The 12,139-nt window shown below is 64.1% G+C and carries 13 protein-coding genes and 1 pseudogene; 13 read left to right on the top strand and 1 reads right to left on the bottom strand.

Going from position 1 to position 12,139, the window contains the following annotated elements:
* The first annotated feature begins 31 nt into the window (after positions 1 to 31).
* The 6 genes from rbfA to AC07UX_RS07015 all read left to right on the top strand — a co-directional run bounded on the left by rbfA (position 32) and on the right by AC07UX_RS07015 (position 3,256).
* Positions 32 to 433 (top strand): 30S ribosome-binding factor RbfA, encoded by a 402-nt coding sequence (gene rbfA, locus AC07UX_RS07040; protein ID WP_495191219.1) that lies wholly within the window; start codon positions 32 to 34, stop codon positions 431 to 433.
* A gap of 31 nt (positions 434 to 464) precedes the next feature.
* Entirely contained in the window at positions 465 to 734 is a 270-nt protein-coding gene (locus AC07UX_RS07035; RefSeq protein ID WP_495191218.1) for an AbrB/MazE/SpoVT family DNA-binding domain-containing protein, read from the top strand.
* A complete protein-coding gene (locus tag AC07UX_RS07030; protein ID WP_495191217.1) occupies positions 734 to 1,123 on the top strand; it encodes a type II toxin-antitoxin system VapC family toxin in 390 nt (129 codons plus the stop codon). The genes AC07UX_RS07035 and AC07UX_RS07030 overlap by 1 nt, the downstream gene beginning before the upstream one ends.
* Before the next feature lie 14 nt (positions 1,124 to 1,137).
* Entirely contained in the window at positions 1,138 to 2,034 is an 897-nt protein-coding gene (locus AC07UX_RS07025) for an alpha/beta hydrolase family protein (protein ID WP_495191818.1), read from the top strand.
* 98 nt (positions 2,035 to 2,132) lie between these two features.
* A complete protein-coding gene (locus AC07UX_RS07020) occupies positions 2,133 to 2,711 on the top strand; it encodes a thymidine kinase (protein ID WP_341896903.1) in 579 nt (192 codons plus the stop codon).
* Positions 2,708 to 3,256: a GNAT family N-acetyltransferase gene (locus AC07UX_RS07015; RefSeq protein WP_495191216.1), complete on the top strand. Its 549-nt coding sequence runs from the start codon at positions 2,708 to 2,710 to the stop codon at positions 3,254 to 3,256. Before AC07UX_RS07020 ends, AC07UX_RS07015 begins: the two co-directional genes overlap by 4 nt.
* Before the next feature lie 49 nt (positions 3,257 to 3,305).
* On the opposite strand, the gene AC07UX_RS07010 is transcribed toward AC07UX_RS07015, so the two are convergent.
* Positions 3,306 to 4,001: an HAD family hydrolase gene (locus AC07UX_RS07010; protein ID WP_495191215.1), complete on the bottom strand. Its 696-nt coding sequence runs from the start codon at positions 3,999 to 4,001 to the stop codon at positions 3,306 to 3,308.
* A gap of 61 nt (positions 4,002 to 4,062) precedes the next feature.
* On the opposite strand from AC07UX_RS07010, the gene truB reads away from it, so the two are divergent.
* The 7 genes and pseudogenes from truB to AC07UX_RS06975 all read left to right on the top strand — a co-directional run bounded on the left by truB (position 4,063) and on the right by AC07UX_RS06975 (position 12,122).
* On the top strand, positions 4,063 to 5,007 hold the full coding sequence (truB, locus tag AC07UX_RS07005) for a tRNA pseudouridine(55) synthase TruB (protein ID WP_495191214.1): 945 nt from the start codon (positions 4,063 to 4,065) through the stop codon (positions 5,005 to 5,007).
* Positions 5,008 to 5,277 carry a 30S ribosomal protein S15 gene (gene rpsO / locus AC07UX_RS07000; RefSeq protein ID WP_495191213.1) on the top strand — a complete coding sequence of 90 codons (270 nt, stop codon included), beginning with the start codon at positions 5,008 to 5,010 and terminating at the stop codon, positions 5,275 to 5,277. It begins immediately after the preceding gene.
* 270 nt (positions 5,278 to 5,547) lie between these two features.
* Entirely contained in the window at positions 5,548 to 7,884 is a 2,337-nt protein-coding gene (pnp, locus tag AC07UX_RS06995) for a polyribonucleotide nucleotidyltransferase (protein ID WP_495191212.1), read from the top strand.
* A gap of 174 nt (positions 7,885 to 8,058) precedes the next feature.
* Positions 8,059 to 9,069 carry a sensor histidine kinase gene (locus AC07UX_RS06990; protein WP_495191211.1) on the top strand — a complete coding sequence of 337 codons (1,011 nt, stop codon included), beginning with the start codon at positions 8,059 to 8,061 and terminating at the stop codon, positions 9,067 to 9,069.
* A 69-nt stretch (positions 9,070 to 9,138) separates the two neighbouring features.
* Positions 9,139 to 9,927, top strand: coding sequence for an outer membrane protein assembly factor BamD (locus AC07UX_RS06985; protein WP_311270082.1), 789 nt, complete (start codon positions 9,139 to 9,141; stop codon positions 9,925 to 9,927).
* Between the two features lie 76 nt (positions 9,928 to 10,003).
* The gene (recN, locus tag AC07UX_RS06980; protein ID WP_495191210.1) at positions 10,004 to 11,665 is read left to right on the top strand and encodes a DNA repair protein RecN; all 1,662 of its coding nucleotides are present in this window, start codon (positions 10,004 to 10,006) and stop codon (positions 11,663 to 11,665) included.
* Between the two features lie 83 nt (positions 11,666 to 11,748).
* A pseudogene (locus tag AC07UX_RS06975) lies at positions 11,749 to 12,122 on the top strand (putative quinol monooxygenase).
* Positions 12,123 to 12,139 lie beyond the last annotated feature (17 nt).

The raw sequence follows: 12,139 nt of genomic DNA, 5'->3' as shown, positions 1-12,139 counted from the left end.
CCCGCCTGCGCCGGGGTGACGAGGATTAATTATGGCTCAACAACAATCCGAAGGCCCGTCCGTCCGCCTGCTGCGCGTGGGTGAACAGGTGCGCCATGTCCTGTCCGACATTCTTCAGCGCGGCGACGTGCATGACGATGTGCTGGCCAAGCATGTCGTCAGTGTCACCGAAGTGCGCATGTCACCGGACCTGCGGCACGCGACCATCTTCATCAAATCGCTGCTGGGGCAGGACGAGGAGGCGGTGCTGAAGGCGCTGCGCACCAATACCGCCTATCTGCAACGCGAAGTCGCCCATCGGATCGCGCTCAAATATGCCGCGAAGCTGAAATTTCTGGCCGACGAGAGTTTCGACGAGGGCAGCCATATCGACAAGCTGCTGCGCGATCCCAAGGTGGCGCAGGATCTGGTGAAGGACGAGGGCGAAGATTGACTCGGCCTGCGGTAAGACGCATCTTACCGCGATGAACGCCAAGACCACATTGTCGGCAAAAGGGCAGGTCGTCATTCCGAAAAATGTGCGCGACCAGCTTGGCCTTGCGCCGGGACAGGTGCTGGATGTGGTGCCGATGGCCGGCGGGGTATTGCTCAAGCCGCAGCACAAGAAATCCGGCCGTAGTTTCGACGAGATCGTGACGGGTATTCGGGCGCGCTACCGGCATCAGGGACCGTCGCTGTCCATTGAGGACATGGACGAGGCAGTCGCCCGGATGTTTCGCGATTCCCAGGATTGATGGCGGCTGCGGTCGATACGAATGTGTTGATTCGCTTCCTGACGGGAGACGACCCATCACAGGCTGCCATCGCAGCAGAACGGATCAGTCAGGGATTTCTGCTTCTGCCTACTGTGTTGGTCGAAACGGAATGGGTATTGCGTGCCAGCTATGATTGGCCGCGCGAACAGATAGAGGCAGCTTTTCGCGACATCGTGGATTTGCCCGAAGCGATCGGCATGCCAGCTGGCATGGATTGGGTGCTGGATCGTTTTTCAGCCGGTGCCGACTTTAGCGATATGATGCACCTGGCCATGGCTGGCGATGCGGATGCCTTTCTGACATTCGATCGGCAGATCGAAAAACGGGTGGGGGATTCCTCGCCTGTCGCCGTCATCACCTTAATATGAACGGGGATTATATCATGCGGGCTTTCTGGTTGTCTTGCGCCTTGCTGTCTTGCGCGGCGACGCCCGCCATCGGCAAAGAGCCCGCCATCCATCACGCCGTCGTTGCCGATCCCAAGCCCGACGCCGCCAATCCCGCCGGCATGGCCGCCTTCGTCATTCCGGTCGAGGATGGGGCGATGAATGCGGTAATGTACACGGCCGCCGGATCGGGCCTGCACCCCACGCTGCTGCTGCTCCATGGCTTTCCGGGCAACGAGCAGAATCTGGATCTGGCACAGGCGGCGCGACGGGCCGGATGGAATGTGCTGACGCTCCATTATCGCGGCAGCTGGGGCAGCCCCGGCACCTTCTCCTTCGGTCATGCGGCGGAGGATGGCTTTGCCGCGCTCCAATATCTGCAACAGGCATCGGTGGTCGCCAAATATCGGATCGATACCAGCGCGATCGTGGTCGCGGGGCACAGCATGGGCGGTTTCATGGCCGCCGATGCCGCTGCTGCCGATCCGCGCGTCGCAGGCTTGTTCCTGATCGACCCATGGGATCCGTCGCAGACCGTCGCGTCGCTGGCGAGCGCGCAGGGTGAGGCCGGATGGAAGGCGGAAGTGGCGGGCGACCTGCCGCCGCTCAACGGCGCGACTTACGAAAGCCTGACCGGTGAGATCAAGGCGGACGGACAGAAATTTGACCTTGGCCGGCGTCTGGCGGCCTATGCTCGCAGGCCGCTGACCATCATCGGTGCAGAGCGGGGGATCGGCGCGATGGCGCGCAAGGTCGCCGCCGACGCACAGGGCGCCAACCCGGATTCGCGGCTGATGGTATGGCCGACCGACCATAGTTTTTCCGACAGCCGCATCGCGCTGGCCGATGCGCTGGTGCGGTTTCTGGCGGGCGTGGCGCCGAGCATGCGGTAGATTGACGATCGCGCACGGAGGTGGGGTGAGCGTTCGCGCCAATGTTCGTCCCGCATGGATATTTCCATCCGTCGCGAAACCGCTCTATGCGCAGCAATATGGCGAAACTCTATTTCTACTATAGCTCGATGAATGCGGGGAAATCGACGACCCTGCTGCAATCGGACTTCAACTATCGCGAGCGCGGCATGGACACGATGTTGTGGACCGCCGCGCTGGACGATCGCTACGGCCATGGCCGGATCGTGTCGCGCATCGGGCTGGAGGCGCAGGCGCATCTGTTCGATCCGCAGGTTGATATCTTCGCCGCCATCGCCGCGCAGCATCAGGCGACGCCACTATCCTGCGTGCTGCTGGACGAAGCGCAATTCCTGACCGAGGCGCAGGTGTGGCAACTGGGCGCGGTGTGCGATCGGCTCGGCATCCCGGTGCTGTGCTACGGCATCCGCACCGATTTTCAGGGGCAGCTTTTCCCCGGCAGCGCCGCCTTGCTGGGGCTTGCCGATTCGCTGAGCGAGATCAAGACGATCTGCGAGTGCGGGCGCAAGGCGATCATGAACCTGCGCATGGACGAACAGGGCAGGGCGATCCGGCAGGGCGACCAGACGGAGATTGGCGGCAACGACCGTTATGTGGCGCTGTGCCGCCGCCATTTTGTGGAGCAGATGCAGCGATGACCCGGATGGAAAAATTGCTGGCGCCGATCGAGGCGCCGGGCCTGTATCTGGAACAGTTGCGTGAAGGGCATCGCGAAACGCTGCGCGCGCTATGCCCGGTGGATGATCCGGTGTGGGAGATCTTTCCGGCCAACTGGTCGGGCGACCATTTCGATGCGATGTTCGACGCGACGCTGGCCAATGCGGATCGCTTCCCCTTCCTGATCGTCGCGGATGGTCGGGCGGTCGGCATGTCTGGTTTCCTGCGCGTGGCGGCCGCCGACAATTGGCTGGAACTGGGCGGCACCTATATGACGCCTGCCGCGCGCGGCACTGGTCTCAATGGCCGGATCAAGCCGCTGCTGATCGGCCGGGCGCTCGATTGTGGCTTTACCCGCATCGAATTTTGCATCGACCAGCGCAACGTCCGGTCGCAAAAGGCGGTGGAGAAATTGGGGGCGGTGCGCGAGGGAGTTCTTCGCAAGCAGCGTATCACCTGGACCGGCCATGTGCGCGACACGGCGATCTATTCGATCCTGGCCGATGAATGGCGGGAGCAAGCCTGAGCGTGGGACGTGACCCCGGCATTTGCCGGGGAACATGTTTCGAGGCGGCCTAGCCGATCGTCGCGATCCAGCCGGGCAGGTCGGCGAGCTGCTGCAATTGCGTGAAGCGGGGATGGTCCGACGGCGCGGCAGCGCGTTCATGGACCCAGGCGCCCTCTTGCGGGATGTAGGCGGCCCATGCGCCCGCCTCCAGCGCGGGCAATATGTCGGACCGCATGGAATCGCCGGCCATTACAGCTTCTTGTGGGTCGATGTTCATGCGCGAAAACAACGCACGGAACGTGTCCGCCTTCTTGTCGCTGACGATTTCGATGCCGGAAAACAGATCGCCCAGGCCCGACGCGGCCAGCTTGCTTTCCTGATGCAGCAGGTCGCCCTTCGTCACCAGCACCAGCGGCGCGATATGGGCCAGCCGTTCCAGCGTGTCCTGCACCCCGTCGAACAGCAGGACCGGATGCGCCAGCAGCGCGCGGCCCGCCGCCAATATCCCCGCGATCATCCCGGCGGACAGCCTGTCGCCCGCCACCTCCACCGCCGTTTCGATCATCGAGAGGGTGAAGCCTTTCGCGCCATAGCCATAGAGCGGCAGGTTGCGTATCTCGCACGCGATCATGCGCTCGCGCGTGACGTCGACCTGCGCGAAGGGGCGCAGCATGTCGATCAGCGCGTCCTCCGTCTCATGGAAATGGCGCATATTATGCCAAAGGGTATCGTCGGCATCGAGGCAGATGAGCTTGATGGTCATGGCGCCCGGATAGCGCATTAAAGGCTGACACGCCAAGACGGGCGATATAAGGCCCGCCGCCATGCATGGCTGGATCATTCTCGACAAACCCCATGGCCTGGGTTCCACCCAGGCCGTCAGCGCGGTCAAGCGCGCGTTGCGGACGCACAGGGAATTGTCGGGCGGAACGGAAAAATGGAAGGTCGGCCATGGCGGCACGCTCGATCCGCTGGCGACCGGCGTGCTGCCGATCGCGGTGGGGGAGGCGACGAAGCTGGCCGGGCGGATGCTCGACAGCGACAAGATCTATGACTTCACGATCGCGTTCGGCAGCCAGACCGATACGCTGGACCTGGAAGGGAAGGTGATTGCCCAAAGCGATCATCTGCCCACGCTGGCGGAGGTGGAGGCGGTGCTGCCGCGCTTTACTGGCGGAATAGAGCAGGCGCCGCCCGCCTATAGCGCGATCCTGATCGACGGCCAGCGCGCCTACGACCTTGCCCGCAAGGGGGAGGCGGTGGAGATGAAGCTGCGGCATGTCACTATTCATGCGCTGACGCCGGTTCGCTGCTCGACAAGCGCGAACCGGACGGACGATGCGAGGCTGGCTTCGGTCACCCTGACCGCCCATGTGTCCAAGGGCACCTATATCCGCAGCCTTGCCCGCGACATCGCGATCGCTCTTGGCACGGTGGGCCATGTGACCATGCTGCGCCGGATCAAGGCGGGGCCGTTCACGCTGGAATCGGCAATTTCGCTGGACAAATTGGACGAAGCTGCTAGGGGCGGCACCATCGGTGGGCTTATGCTGCCGTTGACGGCGGGGCTGGACGACATCCCGGCTCTCGCAGTCTCTCCCGATCAGGCACTGGCTCTCCGTCAGGGGAAGGTGCTGTCGGGGTCCGACATTGCCACCGGCCTTCATCTGGCGTTCGACGGGATCATTCCCGTGGCGCTGGTCGAAATGCTGGACGGAGACATCCGGGTGGTGCGCGGATTTAACCTGATGCCGAAGGAAGAAGACTAGATGACGATCACTGCCGAGCGCAAGGAAGCGCTTATCAAGGAACATGCCCGCGTTGAGGGTGACACCGGTTCGCCGGAAGTCCAGGTTGCGATCCTGACGGAACGCATCACCAACCTGACCGAGCATTTCAAGGGTCACCACAAGGACAATCATAGCCGTCGTGGTCTCCTGATGATGGTCAACAAGCGTCGTTCGCTTCTGGACTATCTCAAGAAGAAGGATGGGGCGCGTTATACCGACCTCATCGCCAAGCTGGGCCTGCGCAAGTAACCCAGTCGTTCGGCCCGCTTCGGCGGGCCGATTACGTATTGGGTTACCCCGACGAAGGTCGGGGTCCAGCGGGCAGGGCACGGTGCCCAGGCCCGACAAGGCGCAACTGAACCCCGGCCTTCCTGCCGGGGAACGAAGGGAAGGGATCGCAATCCGGTGATCCCGATCCGACCCAGGGGCCAGATGATGCCCCAAAACCGATGCGGTCCGGTTTAGCCCGCATGACAGGCCCCGCCCGGCAATAGGGCCAGGTGGGCGAAGGAAAATTCTATGTTCGATGTAAAGAAAGTTTCGATCGAGCTGGCCGGCAAGACGCTGACCCTCGAAACCGGCCGTATCGCGCGCCAGGCCGACGCCGCCGTGCTGGCCACCTATGGCGAAACCGTGGTGCTGTGCGCCGTGACCGCCGCCAAGAGCGTGAAGGAAGGCCAGGACTTCTTCCCGCTGACCGTCCACTATCAGGAAAAATATTCGGCCGCAGGGCGCATCCCCGGTGGCTTCTTCAAGCGTGAGCGCGGCGCGACGGAAAAGGAAACGCTGGTTTCCCGCCTGATCGACCGCCCGATCCGCCCGCTTTTCCCCGAAGGTTTCTATAACGAAATCAACGTGATCGCGCAGGTTCTGTCGTTCGACGGCGAAAGCGAACCCGATATCGTGGCGATGATCGCCGCGTCGGCCGCGCTGACCCTGTCGGGCGTGCCCTTCATGGGCCCGATCGGTGCCGCGCGCGTCGGTTACAAGGACGGCGAATATCAGCTGAACCCCAGCCTGGAAGAAGTGAAGACCGGCGAACTCGACCTGGTCGTTGCCGCCACCGGCAACGCGGTGATGATGGTTGAATCCGAAGCCAAGGAACTGTCGGAAGACGTCATGCTGGGCGCGGTCCTGTTCGCCCATGAAGCCAGCAAGAAGATCGCCAACGCGATCATCGACCTGGCCGAGAAGGCTGCCAAGGATCCGTGGGACATCGCCAAGGGCGACAATGTCGAAGACCTGAAGAAGAAGCTGAAGAAGCTGATCGGCAAGGACATCACGGCCGCCTACAAGCTGACCGACAAGTCGGCCCGCTCGAACGCGCTGAACGAAGCCCGCGCCAAGGCGAAGGCCAGCTTCGCAGCCGAGGGCCTGGACGCCCAGACCGTGATGGCCGGGATCAAGCTGACCAAGAAGCTGGAAGCGGAAATCGTGCGCGGCGCCATCCTGAAGGACGGCAAGCGTATCGACGGCCGGACCACCACGCAGATCCGTCCGATCGAAGCGATGGTCGGCTTCCTGCCCCGTACCCATGGTTCGGCCCTGTTCACGCGCGGTGAAACGCAGTCCATCTGCACCACCACGCTGGGCACCAAGGACGCCGAGCAGATGATCGACGGCCTGACCGGCCTGCATTATGAAAACTTCATGCTGCACTATAACTTCCCGCCCTATTCGGTCGGTGAAGTCGGCCGTTTCGGCGCGCCGGGTCGTCGTGAAGTGGGTCATGGCAAGCTGGCATGGCGTGCGCTGCACCCCGTTCTGCCGAGCAAGGACGAATTCCCCTACACCATCCGCGTTCTCTCGGACATCACCGAGTCGAATGGCTCGTCTTCGATGGCGACGGTCTGCGGCGGTTCGCTCTCGATGATGGACGCCGGTGTGCCGTTGAAGCGCCCCGTGTCGGGCATCGCCATGGGCCTGATCCTGGAAGGCAAGGACTTCGCCGTCCTGTCCGACATCCTGGGTGACGAAGATCATCTGGGCGACATGGACTTCAAGGTGGCCGGTACCGAAGCGGGCATCACCACCATGCAGATGGACATCAAGGTTGCCGGCATCACGCAGGAAATCTTCGAAGTCGCGCTGCGCCAGGCCAAGGAAGGCCGCGCCCACATTCTGGGTGAGATGAGCAAGGCGCTGTCCTCGACCCGCACCGAGCTGTCGGCCCACGCCCCGCGCATCGAGACGATCCAGATCGACAAGGCGAAGATCCGTGACGTCATCGGCACCGGCGGCAAGGTGATCCGCGAAATCGTCGCCGAAACCGGCGCGAAGGTGGACATCGATGACGAAGGCATCATCAAGATCAGCTCGTCCGACACCGCCCAGATCGAAGCGGCCAAGAAGTGGATTCTGGGCATCGTCGAGGAAGCCGAAGTCGGCAAGGTCTATGTCGGCAAGGTCGTCAACATCGTCGATTTCGGTGCGTTCGTGAACTTCATGGGTGGCAAGGACGGTCTCGTCCACGTCTCCGAAATGAAGAATGAGCGCGTCGAAAAGCCGACCGACGTCGTGTCGGAAGGCCAGGAAGTGAAGGTCAAGGTTCTCGAAATCGATCCGCGCGGCAAGGTTCGCCTGTCCATGCGCGTCGTCGATCAGGAAACCGGCGAAGAGCTGGAAGACACCCGTCCGGCGCGCGAACCGCGTGAACCGCGCGGCGATCGTGGCGAAGGCCGTGGCGACCGTGGCCGTGGCCCGCGTCGCGATGGCGGCGACCGTGGCGGTCGCGGTGGTGATCGTGGTCCGCGCCGTGATGGCGGTGGTGACCGTGGTCCGCGTCGTGAACGCAGCGAAGGCGGTAACGATGATGGCCCCAGCGGCGGTCTGCCCAACTTCCTGACCCAGGACTAAGCTTTGCGTCCGGTCGCAAGATCGGACGAAGGCAGGAAAACGGGGCGCCCGGTCAGACTGGCGCCCCGTTTTTGCGTTTGCCTTTCCACGCGCTAACCTGGATCAAGGACCGGGGGTAAAGTTTTGCTAGTGTAACGAGGGTCGGCCACAGGGTCGGCCAGAGCGGGGGGCTTCATGCAGCGGACGAATGCGCGCTTTGTCGAACGCCTGCCGCTCGTGCTCGACCGGCCGGTTTATGCTTATGTGCTGACGAGCCTTTTCTGCGCGTCGGCGCTGCTGCTGCGCATCGCGGCGGACCCTTTGCTGCCGGTGGGCTATCCCTTCGTCACCTTTTTCCCGGCCGTCATCCTGTCTTCTTTCCTGTTCGGCGTGCGACCCGGCATTTTCGCGGGCCTGCTGTGCGGGATCATCTCATGGTATGTCTTCATCCCGCCGCATAATGGGTTCGGGGTCAATCCGGCGGTGGTCGTCGCGATGCTGTTCTACAGTGGCGTGGTGGTGGTGGATATCGCGCTCATCCACTTCATGCAGCGGGCCAATTTCAATCTGGCGGTGGAGCGGGAACGCAGCCGCTCGCTGGCCGACAATCGCGAATTGCTGTTCCAGGAATTGCAGCATCGCGTGTCCAACAATCTTCAGGTCGTGGCCGCGATGCTCTCGCTTCAGCGCCGCCATGTCGATCATGACGTCGCCCGCCGCGCGCTGGACGATGCGTCGGAACGGCTGGCGCTGGTCGGCCGGATCAGCCGGGCGCTCTACGATCCGTCCGGGGCCGGGCAGGACATGCACGGCTTCCTGTCGGCCCTGACCGCCGATATCATGGACGCCAGTGGACGGCGGGACGTCGGCTTGACCGTGGCGGCGCCGGCCGGTCTGCGGCTGGACCCCAATATCATCGTGCCACTGGCGCTGGTCGTGGCGGAATCGGTCAGCAACGCGATCGAACATGGCCTGCCCGACCGGCCCGGCCATATCCATGTCAGCCTGGCGCAGGTGGATGGCGCGCTGGCGCTGGAGGTGGCCGACGACGGCCATGGGCTGACGCCCGGCGGCGATGCGGGCCAATCGCTGGGCCTGCGCATCGCCCATGCGCTCGCGGCCCAGCTGGGCGGGCGTTTCTCCCTGACCGCAGCACCCCAAGGCGGGGCGATCGCCCGGCTCGACCTGCCGGCCAGGACAGCCTGAGGAAGGGCCTGTTGACGAAGGCGCATTCTGCCGCTTGGCGGAGGCGATCCGCTCGGCTATGACCCGGCCATGCTGACGAAAACCTTGACGCGCATCGGCGCGGCCACCGCCCTGGTCCTGATCGCCTCGCCCGTGCTCACCGGCTGCTCCACATCGAAGAACAAGGCCGACACCCAATATGTCGCCCGTGACGTGTCGACCCTGTATAACAGTGGCAAGGACCGGCTCGATCGTGGCCAGTATAAGCTCGCTGCCGCCCTGTTCGACGAGGTGGAGCGCCAGCATCCCTATTCGCCCTGGGCGCGCCGGGCGCAGCTCATGTCCGCGTTCAGCTATTATATGAACCAGGACTATAACGAGTCCATCGCCGCGTCGCAGCGTTTCCTGTCGATTCATACCGGCAACAAGGACGCGCCCTACGCCTATTATCTGATCGCGCTGTGCTATTATGAACAGATTGCCGACGTCACCCGCGACCAGAAGATCACGCAGCAGGGGCTGGACGCGCTGGGCGAGCTGATCCGCCGTTATCCCGATACCCGCTACGCCGCCGATGCGCGGTTGAAGGTCGATCTGGTGAACGATCACCTGGCCGGCAAGGAAATGGAAGTGGGTCGCTTCTACCAGCGCCGAGGCCAGTGGCTGGCCGCTACGCTGCGTTTCCGTTCGGTCGTGGATAAATATCAGACCACGACCCACACGCCCGAAGCGCTGGAGCGTCTGGTCGAATCCTATCTCTCGCTCGGCATCCCCGCCGAAGCGCAAAAGGCCGCCGCCGTGCTGGGTCGCAACTATCCCGGCACCAAATGGTATGAACGCAGCTACAAGCTGATGCAGCAACATGGCGGCAAGGCCTGATCCGCAATTGGCATGACTTGACCTCAACCAACTTGCCCGTTCCTAATTTGTTCAGTGACGGTTATAGGCGGATGTCATGCTAACCTCGCTCGCCATCCGCAATGTCGTGCTGATCGAGGCGCTGGACCTGGAGTTCGGTGCCGGCCTGTCCGTGCTGACGGGGGAAACCGGCGCGGGCAAATCGATCCTGCTCGATTCGCTGGGGCTGGCACTGGGCGCGCGCGCCGATAGCGGGCTGGTCCGCAGCGGCGAAGCGCAGGCGAGCGTGGTCGCCACCTTCGAACCGCCCGCTGTCACCACCCGCGTCGCCCAATTGCTGGCGGACAATGGCATCGATATGGAGCCGGGCGAACCGCTGCTGATCCGCCGGCTGGTAAAGGCCGATGGGGGCAGCCGCGCCTTCGTCAACGACCAGCCCTGTTCGGCCGCCCTGCTGCGCGACATTGGCGGGTCGTTGGTCGAGATACACGGCCAGCATGACGATCGCGGCCTGCTCAACCCGCGCGGCCATCGGGCGCTGCTCGACAGCTATGGCCGGTGTGACGCAGGCGCCGTCGCCACTGCCCATGCCGGATGGCGCGCCGCCGCCAATGCGCTGGCCGACGCGCGCGAGACGGTGGACAATGCCGCGCGCGACCGCGACTATCTGACCCATGCGGTGGAGGAATTGCGCAAATTTGCGCCTGAACCGGGCGAAGAGGAAATCCTCGCCCAGGAGCGCGCGACCATGCAGAAGGGCGCGCGCCTGACCGATGACCTGAGCGCGGTCAGCGATTGCCTGATCGGTTCCGACGGTGGCCTGGCCCAGTTGCGGCAGGCGGCGCGCCGGCTCGATCGCATCGCGGGCGAAGAACCTTTGCTCAACGCCGTGCTTGAGGCGCTGGATCGTGCGGTCGTCGAAGCGGGCGAGGCGGAGGATCGTCTGGCCGAAGCCGCCGACGCGCTGAGTTTCGATCCCGCCCGGCTGGATGCGATCGAAACCCGCCTGTTCGACCTGCGCGGTCTGGCCCGCAAGCATCAGGTGCAGCCTGACGATCTGGCCGCCCTGCGCGACGAAATGGCGGCAAAGCTCGCCGCGATCGAGGGCGGAGAAGAACATATCGCGGCGCTGGAAAAGGATGTGGCGGGCAAGGCCGACGCCTATCGCGCCGCCGCGCAGGCGCTGTCGGCCGAGCGGCAGCTGGCCGCAGGGCGCCTCGACGCTGCGGTTGCCGGCGAACTCGCGCCGCTGAAGCTGGACGCTGCACGGTTCCGCACGGTGGTGGCGCGACAAGACGAGGCTCAGTGGAGCGCGCAGGGCATGGATCGGGTCGAGTTCGAGATTTCGACCAACCCCGGCGCGCCCTTCGCGCCGCTGGCGAAGATCGCGAGCGGAGGCGAATTGTCGCGCTTCATCCTGGCGCTCAAGGTCGCGCTGGCCGAGCGGGGCGGCGCGGATACGCTGATTTTCGACGAGATCGACCGGGGCGTCGGTGGCGCGGTGGCCGATGCGATCGGCGAACGGTTGTCGCGGCTGGCGCGCAGCAACCAGATATTGGTCGTCACCCACAGCCCGCAGGTCGCGGCGCGGGGCGCGGGCCATATGCTGATCGCCAAGTCGAGCGACGGCACCGTGACCCGCACCGGCGTCCATGCGCTGAGCGAGGCCGAGCGGCGCGAGGAAATCGCGCGCATGCTGTCGGGCGCGGAAATCACCGCGGAGGCGCGGGCGCAGGCGGAGCGGTTGCTGGAAGCTTGACGCATCCTCCGTTCGGTTCGAGCTTGTCGAGAACCGTCGCGCAGGGTTGTCGACAAGTTCGAACCGAACGGAGATCGGAGTGCATGACCCATAACCGTAGAGACATGCTTGGCCTGACCGCCGCCGCGATCGCCGCCGGCGCTGTCCCCCTCGCCGCGCAGGAGGCCAGGCCCCGCTACGGCCTGATCGGCCAGATGCTGAGCGAACCCGGCAAGCGCGACGCGCTGGTTGCGATCCTGACGTCGGCGACCGGCGATATGCCCGGTTGCCTGTCCTATGTGGTGGCCTCGACACGGCCAATCCGGACGCGATCTGGATCACCGAAATCTGGGACAGCCGCGAAAGCCATGCCGCCTCGCTCAAACTGCCCGCCGTGCGCGCCGCCATCGCCCAGGCGCGGCCGATCATTGCGGGCTTTCCGCAGCATTTCGAAACGGTGCCGGTGGCGGGCATGTAATTATTCACCGTTCGTGC

The organism is Sphingobium sp. GW821-FHT02B05, from assembly GCF_059421905.1.
The sequence above is the reverse complement of the archived record's forward strand: the minus strand, read 5'-3'. Positions and strand labels throughout refer to the sequence as shown.

Bases quoted from the DNA above. Each gene is read 5' to 3' on its own strand.
- AC07UX_RS07035 (WP_495191218.1), top strand. From the start codon at position 465: ATGAACGCCAAGACCACATTGTCGGCAAAAGGGCAGGTCGTCATTCCG.
- AC07UX_RS07025 (WP_495191818.1), top strand. From the start codon at position 1,138: ATGCGGGCTTTCTGGTTGTCTTGCGCCTTGCTGTCTTGCGCGGCGACG.
- rbfA (WP_495191219.1), top strand. From the start codon at position 32: ATGGCTCAACAACAATCCGAAGGCCCGTCCGTCCGCCTGCTGCGCGTG.
- AC07UX_RS06985 (WP_311270082.1), top strand. From the start codon at position 9,139: ATGCTGACGAAAACCTTGACGCGCATCGGCGCGGCCACCGCCCTGGTC.
- rpsO (WP_495191213.1), top strand. From the start codon at position 5,008: ATGACGATCACTGCCGAGCGCAAGGAAGCGCTTATCAAGGAACATGCC.
- AC07UX_RS07015 (WP_495191216.1), top strand. From the start codon at position 2,708: ATGACCCGGATGGAAAAATTGCTGGCGCCGATCGAGGCGCCGGGCCTG.
- AC07UX_RS07020 (WP_341896903.1), top strand. From the start codon at position 2,133: ATGGCGAAACTCTATTTCTACTATAGCTCGATGAATGCGGGGAAATCG.
- recN (WP_495191210.1), top strand. From the start codon at position 10,004: ATGCTAACCTCGCTCGCCATCCGCAATGTCGTGCTGATCGAGGCGCTG.
- AC07UX_RS06990 (WP_495191211.1), top strand. From the start codon at position 8,059: ATGCAGCGGACGAATGCGCGCTTTGTCGAACGCCTGCCGCTCGTGCTC.
- AC07UX_RS07010 (WP_495191215.1), bottom strand. From the start codon at position 4,001: ATGACCATCAAGCTCATCTGCCTCGATGCCGACGATACCCTTTGGCAT.
- pnp (WP_495191212.1), top strand. From the start codon at position 5,548: ATGTTCGATGTAAAGAAAGTTTCGATCGAGCTGGCCGGCAAGACGCTG.
- AC07UX_RS07030 (WP_495191217.1), top strand. From the start codon at position 734: ATGGCGGCTGCGGTCGATACGAATGTGTTGATTCGCTTCCTGACGGGA.
- truB (WP_495191214.1), top strand. From the start codon at position 4,063: ATGCATGGCTGGATCATTCTCGACAAACCCCATGGCCTGGGTTCCACC.